This is a genomic window from Pseudomonas sp. F01002 (genome assembly GCF_004402115.1).
GTDB lineage: Bacteria > Pseudomonadota > Gammaproteobacteria > Pseudomonadales > Pseudomonadaceae > Aquipseudomonas > Aquipseudomonas frigoris.
Genome location: NZ_SOPU01000027.1, coordinates 291998 through 311426 on the forward strand (window position 1 = coordinate 291998; position 19429 = coordinate 311426).

The following is a 19429-nucleotide window of genomic DNA, read 5'->3' on the forward strand; positions in this document are numbered from 1 at the left end:
ACGGCTAGTCGGCCGCCTGATGATCAAGCTGGTAACAGGCGCTGAAACCGTTGTCGTCGCGGTTGATGATCAGGCAGTCGCGCAGCATCGCGTCCCGTCCCTCACCGAGCACAAACGGCAGGTGCGGATCCACCGGTTGCTGCAACCCGATGATCGGCGGCACGCGCTGGGCATGCAGTGCATTGCGCGCCAGGATCAGGTCGACCAGGCTCGGCGCGCCACTGAGAATGCCGGTCACCGGCACGCCACTGGTGATGTGCGCGGCACCGGCTCGGGCCAGCGTGCGGGCCAGGTCGGCGTCCTTGTGCGGATCGCCGCTGGCGCTGCTGACCAGCAGATCGACCTGCTTGTCCGGCAGGTTCAACGACCCCAGGCGTGGATGGGCGAAGAGTCCCGACAGGCAGGTCTGCGGCCTTTGTGGCAGATCGTCGGCTCGACGCAAAATCAACGCCGCCGCCCCTTCACCGGCAATCCCGCCCGTGCCTTGGCGATCGAATGCGCGCAAGGATTGGGAACCGTCGGTGCTGATCACGCCGGCCTCAGCCAGTGCGACCAGTGCCAACGGATCGAGCTCACTGCCGGCACCGACCACAATCGCCGCATCGATACGACCGCTTTGCAGCGCCGCGCATGCCTCGCGTAACGCCGCCAGGTTGCCGGCCACGCCTTGCATGTAGGCGTTGCACTCACACTCCAGTTTCAGCGCCAGGCTAACAATCCCGAGCAAGCCGTTGCTCAGGCTTTTGAGCACCAGAAACGGGTCGAGCGCGCGTTCCTGCAACACCCGTTGAGCGAGGCGACGCATGTCGGCGCCGGACTCACCGCGACACTCGTGAAGCAACTCGCCATAGGCCGCCAACGACGGATGGGTGTAGCCGCCCTGGCAGCAATAGAGGCCGTAGCGCAGGCCGTCATTGCCCGGTTCAAGCCCGGCTTCGGCCAGGGCCTGGCGCACTGCGCTGACACCCCAGATCACGGCCGGCGGACAGTAGCGCTGGAGGTTCTGGGCCACGTCCTGGCGACTGCGTTGATGGTCTTCATCGCCGATATGCCCGAAGGCCGCCACGCGTTTACTGTGAAACAGTTTCGATTGCAGCAGGGCGATGCCGCTGCGGGCCTCACTGGCTGCCGACCAGAAGCGCTCCACGCCCCAGCCACTGGGTAATACGCAGCCGCTGCCGGCGATGGCGACACGCAAAGTAGCGCTGGTCATTGTCCTTGCTCCCGATATTTGCCAAGGGCCAGCGAGGTGTTGAGGCCACCAAAACCGAAGGAATTGCTCAAGGCAAAATCCACTCGGCGGCTGACCGCTTGCCCGGCGCAATAATCCAGGTCGCACTGCTCATCGACGTCATGCAGGTTCACCGTCGGCGTGACCAGATCGTTCAGGCACGCCAGGGCAGTGATCATGCATTCGGGCGCGCCGGCGGCGGCAATCAAGTGCCCGAACTGCGACTTGTTGGCGCTGACGGTCAGGGACCGGTAGTGCTTGTGCTCGGCGAACACACTTTTGATCGCCAGGGTTTCCGCGACGTCATTGAGCGGCGTCGAAGTGCCGTGGGCGTTGATCAGATCGATCTGTTGCGCACGCAGGCCAGCGTCGTCCAGCGCGGCTTGCATCGCCAGCGCCGCGCCCCGGCCTTCGGGTTGCGGGGCGGTGACTCTGTAGGCGTCCAGGCTGCTACCGAAGCCGAGCACTTCGGCATAGGGCGTCGCGCCTCGCGCCAGTGCATGTTCAAGGCTTTCCAGCACCACGAAACCACCGCCCTCGCCTGCAATCAGGCCGCTGCGATCACGGTCGAACGGCCGGCACAGATCGACGCCCCAGCGCTGTTCGCTCGACGCTGCGCCGAGCAGGTACAGCGCAGCCATGGTGTCGAGGTTCAGCACCGAGTCGGCGCCACCGGCGATCGCCACGTTCACTTCACCGCGACGAATCATCTGGAAGGCATTGCCGATGGCCTGGGAGGCGCCGGCGCATGCGCTACTGATATTGATCACAGGCCCTTCGCAGCCCAAGCCGTCGGCAATGACCCGCGCCAGTCGATCATTACTCTGACGCAACGAGCCCTCGGCATTCACTTGCCCGGCACGGGGCATCAGGTGTTGCCAGCCCGGAGCGTGGCCATCCGGTGCCTGGGTCAACAGCATGTCGGCCAGCATGTGTTGGGGTGCACCTGAGGCGCAGAGCACAGCGGCTTCACGTAATTGCTCAGACGAAAGTCCGCTGTCGGTCACTGCCTGGGTGGCGGCTACCCAGCCAAAGCGGCTGCGTTTTTCCAATGCAACGGTCCAGGCCGGATGGTCCTGCAGGGCCTCGGGCAACAGGCTCATATCCACGGCTGCGGCGTAGCGCACCGGGAACGTGCCGTCTTCTACCCCGTAGGGCTGCCATGGACGTACACAATGTTCGGCGCCGAGCATTTTTTCCCAGAGGGTCTGCCATTCGAAACCAAACCCGGTAACGGCGCCCATGCCGGTAATCACAATCCGTGTCGCACTCATGTGTGCTTCTCCATGGTTTCTCTGGCCAGCAGCAAGGCGCCCCAATGACCGGCGCGGCTAAGGCTGACAAACAGCGTGTAACCCGGTGTCGCCGAGGCTTTGTGGGTGTTGTGCAAGGCCAGCGCGACCTCGGTCAGCAAGGCGCTGGCGCCCAGATCGCCGGTCATGCCACGGGCGCTGCGAACGTCCCGTGGGTGGTCAGCGAACAGGCTCATTAATTGCGCATCCTCGGGATTGGCGACGATCTGCTCGACGTCACCGAGGCACAGTTTTTCCAGGCTAAGTGCCTGGTCGATCACCCGTTGGGCAACCGCAGAGCCACGTCGCGGATCCGCGCTGTAACCCCGGCCAAATCCGGCGATACGCAAGGTGTTCAGGGTGTCGGGCGAAGGTGCCGAGCCGAGCAGCAGCGCGGCGGCGCCCTCGCCATAAATCGCCTCGTCTGCCTGCCGGGGTTCACGCAGATACAGGGCCGGCGTCAGGTTCGGACTGCTGCTGACCACCAGCGCGGCGTCGGCACGTTGCTCGACAATCTGCTGACAGGCTTCGATCAGGGCATCGAGCCCAGCGTTGTCCTGGGAACAGAACCCGCCCATCGGCCCATGACATTGCAACGCTTCGGCGACGTAGGCCATCACGCTGCTGTTGAGCAGCGTCAGGGCATGCAGCGGCGGCGTGTTGGCCAACAATTGCGCCAAAGGCTTTTGCGGTTGCTCGCCGATCGCTTGCACCGCGTCCCAGCAAGGGCTCGGCGCGTCGACTTCTGGAATGGCCGCCGTCAGGGCAACCCGTGCCGGCGGCAAATTCAGGGCCGCCAGCGCAGGCGCCAGGCGCGCCGCGCAATGCAACAGGCGCAAGCCTTGTGGTTCGACGCTGCGCTGGATCTTGCGGTCGAACAGATCGCTGGCCAGTCGCGGGGTTGCCAGTGGATAAGCCTGACGCGTCGCGTCGAACGCCAATGGTTGTGGCGCGGGTGGCGTCCCGAGCAGGTCGGCACATTCGCTACCGGCGGCGTTTAATATGGCCGCCGAATGGATGTAAACGGCAATGCTCATGTCATGCCCTCCCCAGAACCAGCGAGCTGTTGACGCCGCCGAAACCGAACGAGTTGGACATCACCACGTTGATCGACTGGCGTATCGGCTCGCTGAGAAATCTCAGGGAGGGGTATTCGGCGCGGTCGTGATCGTAGTTCAGGGTTGGCAACAGCATGCAGTCCCGCAGGCTGATCAGCGACAGCACCGCTTCAATCGCGCCGCTGCCGGCCAGGGAATGACCGATGGCCGATTTGTTGGCAGTGAACGTCACATGTTCCTGGCACTCGCCGAACACCCGCTGCAAAGCCAAGGCCTCGCAGCTGTCGTTGGCCTGGGTGGACGTACCGTGGGTGTTGACGTGTTGCACGGCGCTGCTGAGCAGCCCGGCGTCCTCAATTGCGGCTTCCATGCATTCCTCATATTTGCGGCCGTCCCGGCTGCTGGAAGTCATTTTTTGCGCCTCGCACACATTCGCGTAACCCAGCACTCGCCCCAACGGCATGGCTTTGCGACGCAGGGCATGCTCGGCGGATTCGAGAATGACCATGGCCGCGCCCTCGCTGATCACGAAGCCGCAGCGGTCCGGCATGAACGGTCGGCTCTGCTCGCTCGCCGGCAGGTCGGCTTGGCATAGCGCGCCGAGGCTGTTGAACATGTAATACGGCAACTCGTTGGCCATCAGTTCGACGGCGCCGCAAATGGCCAGGTCGATTTCGCCCCGCTCGATCGCCCGGTAGGCGCTGCCGATCGCAATGGTGCCGGCGGCGCAGGCATCGGAGTGGGTCGAAATGTGGTCACGGATACCGAGCCGCTCGGCCAGGTGCAGGGTCTGCTGATCGACCCGGCGCCCGAAGACCGCGCCCGACGTCGCCGGGTTATCCAGCAGTCGATCCAGATCGACGCGCCCCGCCTCATCCATGCAGCGACTGGCCCGATGCAGATCGAGACTGTCCGTGCAGTACTTGTTGGCCCCCAGGAACAATCCGCTGCGGGTGTGAGCAAAGGCTGCCGGGGTCAGGCCGGCATGCTGCAAGGCTTGTCGGGCGACAAAGTCGGCCAGCACGCTTTGCCGCGGATACAGCGCGGCATTGCCGCCGAAACCTGCGGCGATCTGTTGCCACTGGTCGTCTGCGATAAACCCGGCGGCGCTGTTGTTGAAGCCTAATGCCTTGAATCGTGGATGTTCGCGGACGCAGGACTGCTTCTGGCAGATCCGCTCGAACAACGTGGCGGCGTCCAGCGCCATGGGAGCCACCAGACCGAATCCGGTCACATAGACTTCTCGTGTCCGCATGAGAACTCCTACACCATCTCTTTGGTGTGAGTGGCTACAAATTGCTCCACCAGTCGGCGTGAAACCTGGTCGCCGTCGTCCGGTACCAGCCGCGCACTGCAAGCGCCACAGACCACTTGCCGGCGTTCGTTCAGCACGGCGTGATGAGCGCTGCAATCAGGGCAGCTGTGCGGCAGGTAGTTGAAGAGATTGCGGCACTGTTGCGCCCAGTTGCGTACGGTGGTGGCGGCAAACACTTGCGCCGGTTGCATGCCGGACTTGAGTTGATCCAGGGAGTAGGCGCTCAGGCTCTGTTCAAGCAAGGCCTTGCCGTTCTCGGTAATGCGACCGTTGGCCAGGAACTCGCTGGCGTCGCCGCAGACTGTGATGGCGTGATCCAGCACGCTGGTTTTGGGCAAGGTGCAGCCATACTGGCGACCCAGTTGAAAGCTCAGGTCGACGATGTCCAGCGAATCGGCACTGAGGTCCTCGACGATACTGCTGTTCTCATCGATATCATCGGCGTTCATCACCAACAGTTGCGCGAGGATCTCGCGGGTGCTGGCGATGACGTTTTCCAACTCCAATGGATTGTTCATCTCTATCTCCCTATATGTCGTGATTGATTCATAAATTCCGTATACGAGAGGTAACTATTCCCACAGCAACTTCTCACGCGGCGGAAATCTAAACTCTGCCCTTAAGGGGAGAGTCAACGAACTCTTTAAAGTTTTTTAACCACTTGGGACGGGCGTCCGAACGGGCCTGCGCATTGCACTCGGCTGGTGCGAAGTAACTCGCCAATCGACTTATTTACTTAACAAAGGCTGGGTATGGTTGGGCGCACTGTGTGACGGGCTAAATGTGAATAAGCCCGAAAGTATTAACTTCCGACCCGCAGGACAGACGCATAAAAAATAAAAACCGGACAAGTAAAATAGTTATTACTTCATAACCATTGTTCAATATCAGCACAGCGGTTAAATAAAGCGCCTTGGGGTTCGCACGCCAATCCGGGCCCACCCGGCACAGCGCTTCTGGGTAACTGAGTGTCGAGCACAGACAACTGACCGGTGGACGGGCGCTATAGGGTGCGACTTCAGTTCTCTAGTCCACTGCCCCGGAGTCCACATGACCGCACCTATTACCGTTCTTCGCGATACCCACCCACTGCCGGTACTCGACGCCTGCAAATGGGAAAAACTCGAAGGCGACCCGCACACCGTCAACCTCAACGCCTACACCAGCGAAGACGGCAGCAAAATCATGGGCACCTGGATCTGCACGCCGGGCAAATGGTATGTGGAATACGTGAAGTGGGAATACTGCGATTTCCGCGAGGGGTACTGCATCATCACCCCAGAGGGAAAGGAGCCGATCCATCTGCGCGCCGGTGACATTTTTGTCATTGAGCCGGGCATGAAAGGCACGTGGGAAGTGGTTGAAACCGTGCGTAAGTATTTCGTGTTTGCCTGATGCAAAAAAACCGGGAGATCACCCGACGTGATTTCCCGGTAAATGTCGATAGGAACATGCCGTACTTGTGGGAGCGAGCTTGCTCGCGATGGCGGTGGAACATCCACAACCAGTGTTGACTGTGCCGCCCCCATCGCGAGCAAGCTCGCTCCCACAGGTTTTATTGCGGTTTGCGATAGCTGTTGATGATTGCCGAGAAGTCTTTGCCACCATCCCCACGCTGGCTCATCGCCTGATACAACTGCTGGGCCACCGCGCCGAGCACCACCGGTTGGTGCGCCTGACGTGCCGCCTCAGTGGCCAGTCCCAGATCCTTGAGCATCAGTTCGGCACCGAAACCGCCAGTGTAGCCACGCGAGGCCGGCGACGTTTCGACGATACCCGGCCACGGGTTGTACATTTCCGAACTCCAGCAACGGCCGGTGGAACTGTTGATGATTCCGGCCAACACTGTTGTGTCGATCCCGAGCGCATCACCCAGTGCCATGGCTTCGCTGACACCGACCATGGAGATCGCCAGCAGCAGGTTGTTGCAGATCTTGGCAATTTGCCCGGTGCCGACTTCGCCGCAATGGACGATGTTGCGGCCCATCTGCGCCAGCACTGGTTGCAGGGTGGCGAACAGCTCAGGGGTAGCGCCGACCATGAACGTCAGGGTCCCGGCCGCTGCACCACCCGTCCCGCCAGAGACTGGCGCATCCGCCATGGCCACGCCTTGCTTGGCCGCCGCAGCGGCGACATCACGCGCCGTCTGCGGATCGATGGTGCTGCAATCGACTGCCGGCACGCCCTTGGCGATACCCGCCAGCACGCCGTCTTCACCCAGCCACACGCTGCGCACATGCACAGCAGCTGGCAGCATGGTGATCACCAGTTCTGCGCCTTGAGCCGCTTCACGTGCCGAAGCGCTGATGCTGCCGCCCAGTTGTTCCAGCTCGGCCAGAACGGTTTTGTTCAGGTCGACCAGGTTCAGTGCGTGGCCGGCCTTGATCAGGTTACGCGCCATCGGCGCGCCCATGTTGCCGAGACCGATAAAAGCGATTTTCATGTCCGGCTCCTTAACGCAAGTTGATGGTGGTGTTCACACCGTCGTTGACGCTGTCGTCATCGAACCAGCGACTGGTGACAGTCTTGGTCTGAGTGTAGAACTGCACCACTTGCTTGCCATACGGACCGAGGTCGCCGAGCTTGGACCCGCGCGAACCGGTGAAGCTGAAGAACGGGACCGGCACCGGAATCGGGATGTTGATGCCGACCTGGCCAACGTCGATTTCCGTCTGGAATTTACGCGCCGCTGCCCCGCTTTGGGTGAACAGGCCAGTGCCGTTACCGAATGGGTTGGCGTTGACCAGTGCGATGGCCTCATCGAGCGTATCGACTTCCAGCACCACCAGCACCGGACCGAAGATTTCCTGGGTGTAGATCTGCATCTCGGGTTTCACGCCTGAGAACAGGGTCGGGCCGACAAAGTTGCCTTTTTCGAAACCAGGAACTGTAACGTCGCGACCATCCAGCTCAAGCTTGGCGCCTTCCTTGATGCCGCTTTCGATCAGATCGAGAATCCGCGCCTTGGCACGTTTGGAAATCACCGGCCCCACATCAGTTCCCGGCTCACTGCCGGCATTCACTTTGAGTTTCTGTGCCAGCGCCTTCAGATCAGGCAGCCATTGCTTGGCCGCGCCCACCAGCACCACCACGGATGTGGCCATACAGCGTTGCCCGGCCGCACCGAAACCAGCACCCACCAGCGCATTGAGCGCTTGTACGCGATTGGCATCCGGCAGCACCACGGCATGGTTCTTCGCGCCCATCATCGATTGCACGCGTTTGCCGTGTTTGCCGGCCAGGTCGTAGACATGAGTGCCGACGGCGGTTGAACCGACGAAGGAAACAGCCTTGATGTCCTTGTGGGTGCAGAGCGCATCCACTACGTCTTTACCGCCATGAACGACGTTGAGCACGCCGGCCGGAACACCAGCCTCGATCGCCAGTTCCACCAGCAGCATGGTCGACATCGGGTCCTGTTCGGACGGCTTGAGCACGAAGGTGTTGCCGCAGGCGATGGCCATCGGGAACATCCACAGGGGAATCATGGCCGGGAAGTTGAACGGCGTGATGCCGGCGCAAACGCCGATTGGTTGACGCAGGGTGTAGGTATCGACGCCGCCAGCAACGTTCTCGGCGAACTCGCCCATTTGCAGGCTGCCGATAGAGCAAGCGTGCTCGACCACTTCCAGGCCGCGGAAGATATCGCCTTCAGCGTCGGCGATGGTTTTGCCTTGTTCGTTGCTGAGCACCACGGCGATGCGCTTGGAGTGTTCGCGAATCAACGCCTGGAGCTTGAGCATGATGCGCATCCGCGCGCCGATTGGCGTCAGCTTCCAGGTCTGGAAGGCGCGATGGGCGGCGCTGATCGCGGCGTCCACTTCCTGTGCGGTTGCGAACGGCACTTTCGCCAGCACTTGCTGGGTCGCCGGGTTGACGATGTCGTGCCACTCGGTGGTTTGGGACTCGACCCACTCGCCGTCGATCAACAGCTTTACCGTTTGGACAGTGGTTTCGTTTGGCGTGAGCGATGCGTTCATGTTGGGTCTCCGGGACGTTGTTCTTATTTAGAGAGCTATCTAGGGAGCCAAGGCGAGAAAGTCGCCTTGAGATGAGGCGCGTATTGCGAATTGGTTGTCGGACTGTTTTTGGAGTATAGATGTGCAAACTTCTAATAAGAACGCACATAAAAGCCGGTCCATCATGCAAAAAAACATCACGTCTCTAGGCTCGTTGAACTGGGACGACCTCAAGTTTTTCCTTGAAGTCGCCCGCACCCGCAAGGCCAGCACCGCGGCGAAGCGCCTGGCGGTCGACTACACCACTGTGTCGCGGCGCATCAGCTCGCTGGAAGCGGCGTTGGGCACTTTGCTGTTCGAGAAATCCCGGACCAGCGGTTTTGTCCTGACCGCCGAAGGCCAGCGGTTGCTTGGTTACGCCGAGTCGATCGAAAGCACGCTGCACATGGCCTGCGAGCAGGTTTCGGGGTCCGGGGTCGCGTTATCCGGGCATGTGCGCATGGGCTGTACCGAAGGCTTCGGCAGCTTTTTCATCACCCCGCAGCTGAGCCATTTCGTCGACGCCTACCCGGCGATCTCGGTGGACATCCTGCCGCTGCCGCACTTCATCAGCCTGTCCAAACGCGAGGCGGACATCGTCATCGCGTTGGAGCGCCCGGAGCATGGTCCGTACGTCTGCTGCAAACTCTGCGATTACCGATTACAGCTCTACGCGACCCAGGATTATCTGGATAAGCACCCACCGATCCGCCGCCCGGCTGACTTGGGCAAACATTCATTCATTAGTTACGTCGACGATCTGGCGTTCAGCTCGGAGCTGTTGTACCTGGCGAATGTGTTGCCCGGCGCCAGTGCCAACCTGCGCAGCACCAGTGTGATTGCGCAATTCGTGGCCGCACAGCAAGGGCGGTCGCTGGCGATTCTGCCGTGCTTTCTGGCGGCCCAGGATCCGCGATTGCTGCCGGTGTTGCCGCAAGAGATCAACATCACTCGACAGTTCTGGATGTACTGCCGCGAGGACCTGCGCAAGCTCAAGCGGATCACCCTGTTGTGGGATTACATCCGCGCGGTCACTGAGCAGAATCAGGGGCTGTTGATGGGTGAAAGTCGCGAGATGCTGTTCGCGGATTAGTCGGTGCTCACTCATCCAGTTCCAGCATCAACCCGCTCAAGCGCTTGACCTTGCGTCGCACTGCCTCTTCGAATACGCCGGAACGAGGCTCGATCAGGGTGAACCAGTTTTTGGCCCGGGTAATCCCGGTATAGATCAATTCCTTGGTGAGTACAGGGTTCAGGGCATCCGGCAAAATCAACGCCGTATGAGCAAATTCTGAGCCCTGGGATTTGTGCACCGTCATCGCGTATACGGTTTCGACATCATTGAGACGGCTTGGCAGAACAAACCGTACGCCGCCCTGACCATCATTACGTGGGAACGCCACACGCAACACCTGCTTCCCAGCCTCTGGCCCCTCACGTTCCGGCAGTTTGAGGGCAATGCCGATGTCGCCGTTCATCAAACCCAGACCATAGTCGTTGCGGGTCATCAGCACTGGTCGACCTTCGTACCACTGCTGGTCGCTGTCGATCAGCCGAGCCTTGAGCAGCGCGGCGGTCACGCGCTGATTCAAACCTTCAACACCCCACGGCCCTTTGCGTACGGCGCACAACAATTGGAAGGCGTCGAAGGCTTGCAGTACCTGGCGAGCCCAATCGGTCCAGCAGGGATCATCAAGTGTGCTGTCGAGCGGTGGCCGCAGGCTGCGCAAGAGACTCAGGTAATGGCGATAACCCTGCGGTCCATCGCCATGCCCCTCAAGCAGCAAGCGTTCCAACGCCCGGTCCTGTTCCCCCTTGAGCGGCAGGGAAAACACGTCGTCATGGCTTCGGGCTGCCAACATCTTGCGGGCTTCCTCGGGTTGCTGCTGGTTGACCCAACGAGCCAGTTGGCCGATGCCGCTGCCCTCGCCGAACCGGCGTGAATGACGCAGCATCACAACTTGCTGCGCCAGCGGATGAGTCCCTTGGGTGTCTTCCTGCAAACCGCTGGCATCCAGGCTTTCACCACTCACAGCTTCCAGCCACCGGCGAGTCTGTGGGCTGTACCAACCGGCCTCGGCGTCGCGGCACAGGTCGCCCAGCACGGCGCCGGCCTCCACCGATGCCAGTTGATCCTTGTCACCGAGCAGCACCAGACGGGCGTGGGCCGGCAACGCGTCGAGCAGGTTGGCCATCATTTCCAGATCGATCATCGAGGCTTCGTCCACCACCAACACATCCAGCGGCAAGCGATTACCGGCGTGATGACGGAAGTGTCGAGTACCGGGGCGACTGCCGAGCAGACGGTGCACGGTGGTGACGTCTGACGGGATCTTCACTCGTACGGTTTCATCGACTTCCAGGGTTCTCACCTGCTGACTGATGGACTCCGTCAGTCGGGCTGCAGCCTTGCCGGTGGGTGCCGCGAGACGAATACGCAACGGCTTGCCCGCCTCCACTGCCGGCGCCTGGAGCAACGCCAGCAAACGCACGACCGTCGTCGTCTTGCCGGTCCCCGGGCCACCGGTAACGATGCTGAATGCGCTGCGGGTTGCGAGGGCACAGGCGAGTTTCTGCCAGTCAATCACTTCGCCGGGCTTGGCTGGGCCGAACAAGCTGGTGAGGCGTTGGGACAAATCATCCGGTGTGGTTTCGTGTTCCACCAGGCGTTGACGCAGCGAGTTGTCGATACGCCGTTCGTAAGCCCAGTAACGACGCAAGTACAGGCGTTTGCCCGATAACACCAATGGCCGATGCTGCGCCGCCTCCCGGCCGTCGACCGCCAATGCGACCAGACTGCTGGAGGCCAGCACCTTGCACCAATGAGCACCGTCCAGCGCCTCAAGCAATTGCGACGGCAACAACATCGCGCCACTTTGCACATCACCTTCCGGTGGCAGCGACAGGGCGAAGTCCGGCTCCTTAAGCGTCTCGAACACATCCAGGCACACATGGCCGTGGCCCAGTTGATGACTGGCCAACGCAGCGGCCAGCAGCACCAGCGGATCATCGCCGGGAGCGAGCTCATGAAGAAAAGCGACGAAGGCCTTGTCCAGCGCTCGCAGCCAGCCGCGCTCAACCCAGCGCGTCAGCAACAACAGCAAGTCATCGGCGCGACTCAACGGCGCCAGATCCGCCAGGCTTTCGGCTGTCAACGAAGTGGGCAGCAAATCAGCGAAGGTGCGACTCATAGCAAAACTCCCTGTTCCCAGGCGGGTTCGGCCTTGGGTTCTGGCTTGCCCTGGAACAGTCGGTCCAGACGCTCGATCAACGCTCTTGGAGGACGGGCGAAATACACGCCCTGGCTGGACGCGCGCGTACCGCGCAGGAACAGGTACAGCGCACCACCGACATGCCGATCGTAATCGTAATCGGCAAGTCGCGCCTTGAGCTGGCGATGCAGGGCCAACAGGTACAGCACGTATTGCAGGTCGTAACGGTTGTCGAGAATCGACTGCTCCATGGCCTGCTCGGTATAGGCCGCGTCATCGACGCCCAGCCAGTTGGATTTGTAGTCGGCGACGTAGTAGCGGCCGTCGTGCTCGAATGTCAGGTCGATGAAGCCCTTGAACATGCCATTGAGCAACACCGGCTCGGCAGCCACCCTGGCCACGCCGTTGTGGGTGTATTGGCGCACCAGTTGATCGAGCTTGAGCACATCGACCTTATGACTGGCGAACCAGAACTCCATCTCGACGCGATATTGGGTGAGCTGCTCGAATACCACGGGGGCCTGCCCGCCGCCGATATGCAGCGGGGACGTAAGCAGATGCTGCAGCCAGTCGCTCAGGGCAGTTATCCAGCCCTCCCAGCCACGTCGATTGCAACGACGGGCAATGGCGTCTTCCACCGCTTGCGGCGTGGCGGCAAAACCTTCGTCACCGGCCCATTCGAGCAAACCATGGAGAAAGGTGCCGGGGTTCGGGCCACGAGGGAATCGATGGATATCAGCGCCACCGGCCACCACGTCTCGTGGTGCTTGCGGATCGAGGCGTTCGTCGTCGAAGAGCTTTTGCGCCTGCGGGCTCTCCGGCGCTTCATCAGTGCCCACGCTCATGCTGTCGCCAATGCGCAGGGCACTGTAGGAAGCAATCCACCAGTTTTCGCTGGCCTTGCGTTTGGGTATCAGCGGAGCAAGCAACGTCGCATCGTTGTGCGGCGGATGGTAGTGCTCGGCGGTCGCTTCAGGCATTTCACCGTAGTTCAGCGCTGCACAATCCTGCTGCAGGTCTTCCAGCCAACGCTTCAAACCTGCCGACTCGGCCAATGGTGCTCCGCCGCCCAGCAGATAACCCAATGCTGACAGGTGCAGCACCGAGCTGTTGTTATTGCCACGTTTGAGATCAGTCACTCCGAGCCAGCAGGCGTGTTGTGCCCGGGTCATGGCCACGTAAAGCAAGCGCAGATCCTCGGCAAGACGCTCATCATCCGCCTGAACAATCAACTCGGCTGTAGGCCTCAAGGTCACTTGAGCCTTGCCCGTGGCGTCGTGGTAATGCAGCGGCAGACGACTGCCATCCACCGGCTTCGCCGAGCAAATGAACGGCAGGAACACCAAGGGATACTCAAGCCCCTTGGACTTGTGAATGGTCACGACTTTGACCAGTTGCTCGTCGCTCTCCAGACGCAGGATCTGCTCTTCGCCGGCCTGACCGGACAACGCCAGATGCTCGGACAAATGACGGATCAGCGCTTGCTCACCATCGAGTTCGGCGGCCGCCTGTTGCAGCAACTCGGACAGGTGCAGCAAATTGGTCAACACCCGCTCGCCGTCACTGCGCGCGATCAATGTCTGAGGCAGCTGGAAGTCATGCAGCAATCGCCGCAGCATTGGCAACACGCCCTGCTTGCGCCAGAGCTCGCGATAATGGCGGAACTGCATGACCCGCGCTTCCCAGGCCAGTTCGTCCTGATTGAGCCGTTCCAGTTCGGCCAGTGACAGGTTCAGCGTGATGCAGGCCAACGCGGCTCGCAGCGGGCGCTCGACATCCGGCTCGGCGCAGGCCTTGAGCCAGGTCAGCAGGTCGTGGGCCTCCTGGGCGGCAAACACCGAGTCCTTGTCCGATAGATAGACGCTGCGAACGCCACGTGCGGAGAGTTCGCCGCGCACAGCCTGGGCCTCTTTACCGTCGCGGACCAGGATCGCGATATCCGCTGGCAGCAGCCCTCTGAAGTCCTTGCCGTCCTGTATGAAACCCGCGCGACCTTGTTGCCCGCCGTTGAGCAAAGCGGTGATTTCACTGGCGCAGGCGGCGGCGAGTTGTTGTCGGTACACCGCGCCGGACAGCGGCTGATCGGCGGACAGGTGCCAGATGTTCAGGGCGGGCACGACCTGGCCATCAATGTGCAGAACTTCTTTGCGCCCTTGGGATTCGACGGGCAGGAACGGTACCGGGTTCTCCCCGTTCTTTTCACGAAACAGGAACGCGCCTCGCCCGGACTCGCGAGACTCTGCACGCTCGAACACATGGTTGACCGCACTGACCATGCCATGGCTGGAACGGAAATTCGTACCCAGGGTATGCAGTCGGCCAGCGGTGGCCTGGCGGGCGCGCAAGTAGGTGTAGATGTCGGCACCGCGGAACGCGTAGATCGCTTGCTTGGGGTCGCCGATCAGAAACAGACCGCATTCGGGATTGTTGTCTTCGATGCGATAGATGCTCTCGAAGATCCGGTACTGCACCGGGTCGGTGTCCTGGAACTCGTCGATCAACGCCACCGGAAACTGCTCGCGAATCAGGGTCGCCAGCCGCTCACCGCCATCGGACTGCAACGCGGCATCGAGGCGCAGCAGCATGTCATCGAAGCCCATCTCCGCACGACGACGCTTTTCTTCCTCGAACCGTGTACCGACCCACTGGGCGGCGTGTTGCAGCACGGCGGCATCAGGAGTCGGCAATCCATCGAGACTGGCCTTGAGGCCGGGCATGGCGTCCAGCCCGGGATGACTGGGTACTTCGCCCTTCCAGGCTTCAGCCATACCATCGGGCGTCAGGCGCGTGAATCCGGTGCCGATATCCAGTTGCTCAAGGGATTCGTCTTCAGCCCAGGCCCTGATCTTTTCGAACCAGGGTTCGAAATAGCGCGCCTGCATCTTGCGACCGTCGACGCTCTTGCTCGCAACACCCTGGTGACAGATGGCAAGCAATTCGTCCGCCCACAGGCGCCAGGGCATCTTGAGTTCGAGCAAGGCTGCCCGTCGCTCTTGCAGACACTCAGTGATCAGCTCGGCAGGCTCTTTACCTTCAACGCTGTCTCGCTCACTGGCGAACAAACCACGTACTCGCGGCAGTAAAGCCGCTGGACCGCCCCAATTTCCGCGCACCCAGTTCAGCGCATCGCCTTGCATCGGGTAGCAAAACAGGCGCCAGTAATCGCGCAGGACTTCGCCCAGCAAAGCGCTGTGATCGGTTTCCAGGGTCTGTGTAAACAGACTGCCACTGTCGAACGCGTGCTCGCGCAACATGCGCTGACACCAACTGTGGATAGTTGAAACTGCTGCCTCGTCCATCCACTGCGCGGCGATGTCCAAGCGGTTCGCGCACCCGGACCATTGCTCGGGTAGATATTCGTTACGAAGTTCCGCGATAAGGCTATCGGGCGCCGGTGTTTCATCACGGAAAAACCGTGCAGCTTCAGCAAGACGTGTGCGGATACGTTCGCGCAATTCTTTGGTCGCGGCATCGGTGAATGTTACAACGAGGATTTGCGGCGGCAACAGTTCACGCCCGAAGCCGCGCGACTCTGCGCCGTGGCCAAGGACCAGGCGCAGATAAAGCGCAGAAATGGTGAAGGTCTTGCCGGTCCCGGCGCTCGCTTCGATCAGTTGGCTACCGCGCAGAGGAAATGCCAAAGCCAGAGGTTTTGTGGTCATGCGCGCGCCTCCTCGCTGTTCAATGAACGCCAAGGCGCTTCAAGCAACGGCCGGTACAACGCGTTGCACCAATCCGGAAACGTTTCGTCTGCGGTAAGCGAGTCGAAGTCGGCAAACTGTCGGGCGAGTGCCGGGCTTTCGCGACGCTCGCCGTCGGTGGTCAAGCCATCGCCTTCATAGGCCTTGCGGGCTGCGGCCTGGGCTTTGACCGGATCAGTTTGACCAAGCCATGCGAAGCCGGTCTTCACCGCAATCGGCAGTGGTTGACGCATGCCTGTTTGCCAAGCCATTAACAGGTCGCCCAGAATCCGCAAGGCTGCATCCTCCTGCATCGGACCGAGCAGCAGACTGTCGTCGCTGGCCACCAACGCGGTGGTCATCGCCATACCACTGGCGCAGGCAACCAGATGATTGACCCATGGCCGTGTCAGCCGATGCCATTTACGCGACTTGATTGAGCCGATGCTGTTGGGGATTGTAGTGACTGATAGCAAACCACCGTCCGCACGTTGATGCAGGCCGCTGAGCCAACCTTCCAGGCGCAGACCCAGCAACTCCAGACTCACTGGCAGAGCGTTGGTGAGAGGCGTTGGCCATAACGCCAAAAGCTGTTGGTAACGCTGCAACAGATCCGGCAACGGTTCGATCAACTCTCGCTGAAGGCATTCGCCGAATCCGGCCATGGGCAGAAGTCCACTGTTTTGCAGACGTTTTGCCTGTGCTTCCAGTACCTGATCGGTGCTATCCAGATGTCCCAGCGCCGCTTCGAGCAAGCTGTCGCTGAGGCTGTAACGTTGCAACGCATCGAGTACAAATGGCTCCTCATCAGCCAGCGGCACTTCCGCTGCTTCGAAGTACACCTTCAGTCGTTGACTGAAGAAATGTCGCACAGGATTACGCAGGAAGTCCTGCAGTTGGCCGAGACTCAGCGGCTCCTCCTGAACGTAGGGATCAAGGACTTCGATATCAGTCGACGGCTCACTGGTTTGATGCAGCACCTGCCATTCATTCGCGTAGCTGAACAAATCATCGCCCTCATGGAAGTAGCGGGCGCTGAACGGTTGCAGTGGATGTTCCTGAGTGATGGCCTCAAGCAGATCTTCGTCGACATCATGCAGTCGCCAACCGCTGGCCAGATGATCTCGCAACTGGCCAATCAGTACTGATGCAGGGCGTTCACTGTTATCGCGAATGCTGCGACCGACCCAGCTGATATAGAGTTGGTCATGTGCCGACAACAGGGCTTCCAACAGCAGATAACGGTCATCTTCACGTCGGGAGCGATCGCCAGGGCGGTAGTCACTGCCCATGAGGTCGAAGTCCAGTGGCGGTTGGGCACGCGGGTAGTCCCCGTCATTCATGCCCAGCAGGCAGACCAGTTTGAACGGGATCGCTCGCATGGGCATCAAGGTGCAGAAGTTAACCGCACCGGCCAGAAAACGCTGGGACAAGCGACCCTGATCAAGGCCGGCGAGCCAGGCTTCACGGACCACGGTTAATGGCAGTTCATCATGCAAGCCAACTGACTCGCAGGTCTCAAGCCAGGTTTCACGCAGCTCTTCGAGTTGGGCCAACACGTAGTCGTCATGCTCGTTACTGGCCAGAAAAAACAACTGAACCAGTGCGTGCAATCGAAAGCCCCATTGTTTGGGAGCTGCGGGTTGAGAGAGCTCCTGGTGGGCAATCTCCAATGCGTCCAGCAGCGCGACCAAAGGCCCAATGAGCGCGGCATCCAGACCACCGATCTCGTCGTAGGGTTCGATACCCTCGCAAGCACTGGCACTGCCCACGGCATAACCGAGCAGCATCCGTCGCAGACCGAAACGCCAACTGTTTTGTTCCAGCTCCTGCGGTAGACCGAGACCCGCGCGCTGCTCGGCATTCATGCCCCAGCGGATGCCTGCGCCTTCGATCCAACGGTGCAGGGTCGGCAGATCACGTTCCTCTACACCGAAGCGAGCGCGTAGTGCAGGAACATCCAGCAGATCGAGTATCTCGCTCACGGGGAAACGGCTGTCGGGCAGTTTGAGCAGATGTTCGATAGCAATCAGTAACGGGTCCCGACCACGTTGGCCTTGATCTGCGAGCGTGAAGGGAATGAAACGCGGGTCGTGGCGTTCAAGCTGAGCAAATACCGCTCGAATATGCGGTGCGTAGCTGTCGATGTCCGGCACCATCACGATCACATCGCGAGGCCTTAAGTCCGGATCAGCACTGAAGCGTGCAAGCAACTGGTCGTGGAGGATCTCCACTTCGCGCTGGGCGCTATGGGCAATGTGAAAACGGATCGACTCGTCGTTCGCCGGATCGATGGCCGGCCAGCGCTCGCGAGTCTCGTTCAAGGGACGCAACTCAAGAATGTCGTCCTGCAATTGATTGAGCATGTTCTGTGGCTGGCTATCGCTGAACAGGTCGATATGGCCATCGCGGAATGCCGAGCGGTAGCTGTTGGGATCGTCGTAGCTGTCGAGCAGATTGATGTAGTCCCGCCCCTGCTTGCCCCACGCGGCCAGTAGTGGATGGGCATGCTGGTGAAGGGTTTGCGGGTCGAGCACAACCGGCATTCCGCTCTTGCGAGCCTGACGCTTGTACTGATGCCGCAACAGATCTTTATCGGCGACGATGTCTGCCCAATGGTGACGACACGGGTTGTGCACGCAAAGCAGAACCTGGCTGAACCGGGCCAGCCCCGCCAGTGCTTCCAGGGCTTGAGCAGGCAGTGAAGAAATCCCGAAAACGATTACCCGTGAAGGCAATCCGCTAGGGGCCACGTCGAGACTGTTGATGCGCTCGATAAACCGTTGATGGACGCCGGCTCTGCTTTGCGCCATGCCTTGTTCACCCACATCCAGCAACAGCGCACGCCACAACTCTGCCTGCCAGCAGTTAGCCGGGGTCAGAGGTTTGGTTTCACCTCTGCCATTTCGTAGTTGATGACGACCTTCTGCCCAGTCTTCGAGCCAATCGGCCCTGTACACCTGATATTGGTCGAACAGGTCCGCCAGTCGCTCCGCCAATTGATAGCGTTTACGTAAGTCTGTGTCATTCGTAAGGAAGCGCTGCAGGGGTTCGAAGTGCGGTTGGTTGATCAACTGCGGAAGCAGACGCATCAGACGCCAGGTCAAGGGAGCTTTATCGAGCAGGGATTTGACCGGGATTTCGTCACGTCCAAGCACCATGCGATAGAGCTGCCACATGAAGCTACCCGGTAACTGCACGTCGATGGCTGCTGCGATTCCGCAGCCGCCCATGTCATCGTCTTCAGGGTCTTCTGCCAGTGCCAGCTTCAGCCATTGGGCGATGCCGTTGCTCTGAACCAAGGCAATTTCATTTTCCAAGGGAGCCAGCGGGTAACGCCGCATCCAGCTGACCACCAGGCTGCGCAACTCGTCCAGGCGGTTGCCGTGAACCACCATAAAACCAGCACTGAGGGACGTCGCGTCCGGCATAAAGGCTTCCTTGGGAAAATACAAAAGCTAGGGCCGAACCTTAGCATTGTCGGGAGACTGTGACAGCCGGGAGCCGTCCGGGATTGCTGTACGAACTTTCCTGCGGACAAAACAAAACCCCTACCTGCATACGCAGATAGGGGTTTCGGAATTTAATCTTGACGATGACCTACTCTCACATGGGGAAACCCCACACTACCATCGGCGATGCA

12 protein-coding genes are annotated in these 19429 nt (G+C 60.5%); 2 read left to right on the forward strand and 10 right to left on the reverse strand.

Annotated features, from left to right (window positions below; translation table 11 throughout):
- Positions 1-4: 4 nt before the first annotated feature.
- From E3W21_RS24205 to E3W21_RS24225, 5 genes are read right to left on the reverse strand one after another with little or no spacing between them, the layout of a single operon-like run.
- On the reverse strand, positions 5-1213 hold the full coding sequence (locus tag E3W21_RS24205) for a beta-ketoacyl synthase N-terminal-like domain-containing protein (RefSeq protein WP_134422109.1): 1209 nt from the start codon (positions 1211-1213) through the stop codon (positions 5-7).
- On the reverse strand, positions 1210-2505 hold the full coding sequence (locus tag E3W21_RS24210) for a beta-ketoacyl synthase (protein WP_134422110.1): 1296 nt from the start codon (positions 2503-2505) through the stop codon (positions 1210-1212). Before E3W21_RS24210 ends, E3W21_RS24205 begins: the two co-directional genes overlap by 4 nt.
- The gene (locus E3W21_RS24215) at positions 2502-3560 is read right to left on the reverse strand and encodes a beta-ketoacyl synthase (protein ID WP_134422111.1); all 1059 of its coding nucleotides are present in this window, start codon (positions 3558-3560) and stop codon (positions 2502-2504) included. The genes E3W21_RS24210 and E3W21_RS24215 overlap by 4 nt, the downstream gene beginning before the upstream one ends.
- A 1-nt stretch (position 3561) precedes the next feature.
- Entirely contained in the window at positions 3562-4836 is a 1275-nt protein-coding gene (locus E3W21_RS24220) for a beta-ketoacyl-[acyl-carrier-protein] synthase family protein (RefSeq protein WP_134422112.1), read from the reverse strand.
- A gap of 8 nt (positions 4837-4844) precedes the next feature.
- Positions 4845-5414: an acyl carrier protein gene (locus E3W21_RS24225; protein WP_134422113.1), complete on the reverse strand. Its 570-nt coding sequence runs from the start codon at positions 5412-5414 to the stop codon at positions 4845-4847.
- A 532-nt stretch (positions 5415-5946) separates the two neighbouring features.
- On the opposite strand from E3W21_RS24225, the gene E3W21_RS24230 reads away from it, so the two are divergent.
- Positions 5947-6291 (forward strand): cupin domain-containing protein, encoded by a 345-nt coding sequence (locus E3W21_RS24230; protein ID WP_007946320.1) that lies wholly within the window; start codon positions 5947-5949, stop codon positions 6289-6291.
- A 160-nt stretch (positions 6292-6451) separates the two neighbouring features.
- Here the strand turns inward: E3W21_RS24230 and mmsB are convergent, their stop codons facing one another.
- On the reverse strand, positions 6452-7339 hold the full coding sequence (gene mmsB / locus E3W21_RS24235; protein ID WP_129438712.1) for a 3-hydroxyisobutyrate dehydrogenase: 888 nt from the start codon (positions 7337-7339) through the stop codon (positions 6452-6454).
- 10 nt (positions 7340-7349) lie between these two features.
- The gene (locus tag E3W21_RS24240; RefSeq protein WP_134422114.1) at positions 7350-8876 is read right to left on the reverse strand and encodes a CoA-acylating methylmalonate-semialdehyde dehydrogenase; all 1527 of its coding nucleotides are present in this window, start codon (positions 8874-8876) and stop codon (positions 7350-7352) included.
- A gap of 163 nt (positions 8877-9039) precedes the next feature.
- Between E3W21_RS24240 and E3W21_RS24245 the strand changes: the two genes are divergently transcribed.
- The gene (locus tag E3W21_RS24245) at positions 9040-9987 is read left to right on the forward strand and encodes a LysR family transcriptional regulator (protein WP_129438716.1); all 948 of its coding nucleotides are present in this window, start codon (positions 9040-9042) and stop codon (positions 9985-9987) included.
- 7 nt (positions 9988-9994) lie between these two features.
- Here the strand turns inward: E3W21_RS24245 and recD are convergent, their stop codons facing one another.
- Genes recD through recC form a run of 3 tightly spaced genes read right to left on the reverse strand, consistent with a single transcriptional unit; the run spans position 9995 to position 19217 of the window.
- Entirely contained in the window at positions 9995-12085 is a 2091-nt protein-coding gene (gene recD / locus E3W21_RS24250) for an exodeoxyribonuclease V subunit alpha (RefSeq protein WP_134422115.1), read from the reverse strand.
- Positions 12082-15768 (reverse strand): exodeoxyribonuclease V subunit beta, encoded by a 3687-nt coding sequence (gene recB, locus E3W21_RS24255; RefSeq protein ID WP_134422116.1) that lies wholly within the window; start codon positions 15766-15768, stop codon positions 12082-12084. The genes recD and recB overlap by 4 nt, the downstream gene beginning before the upstream one ends.
- Positions 15765-19217, reverse strand: coding sequence for an exodeoxyribonuclease V subunit gamma (gene recC, locus E3W21_RS24260; RefSeq protein ID WP_134422117.1), 3453 nt, complete (start codon positions 19215-19217; stop codon positions 15765-15767). Before recC ends, recB begins: the two co-directional genes overlap by 4 nt.
- Positions 19218-19429: the final 212 nt, after the last annotated feature.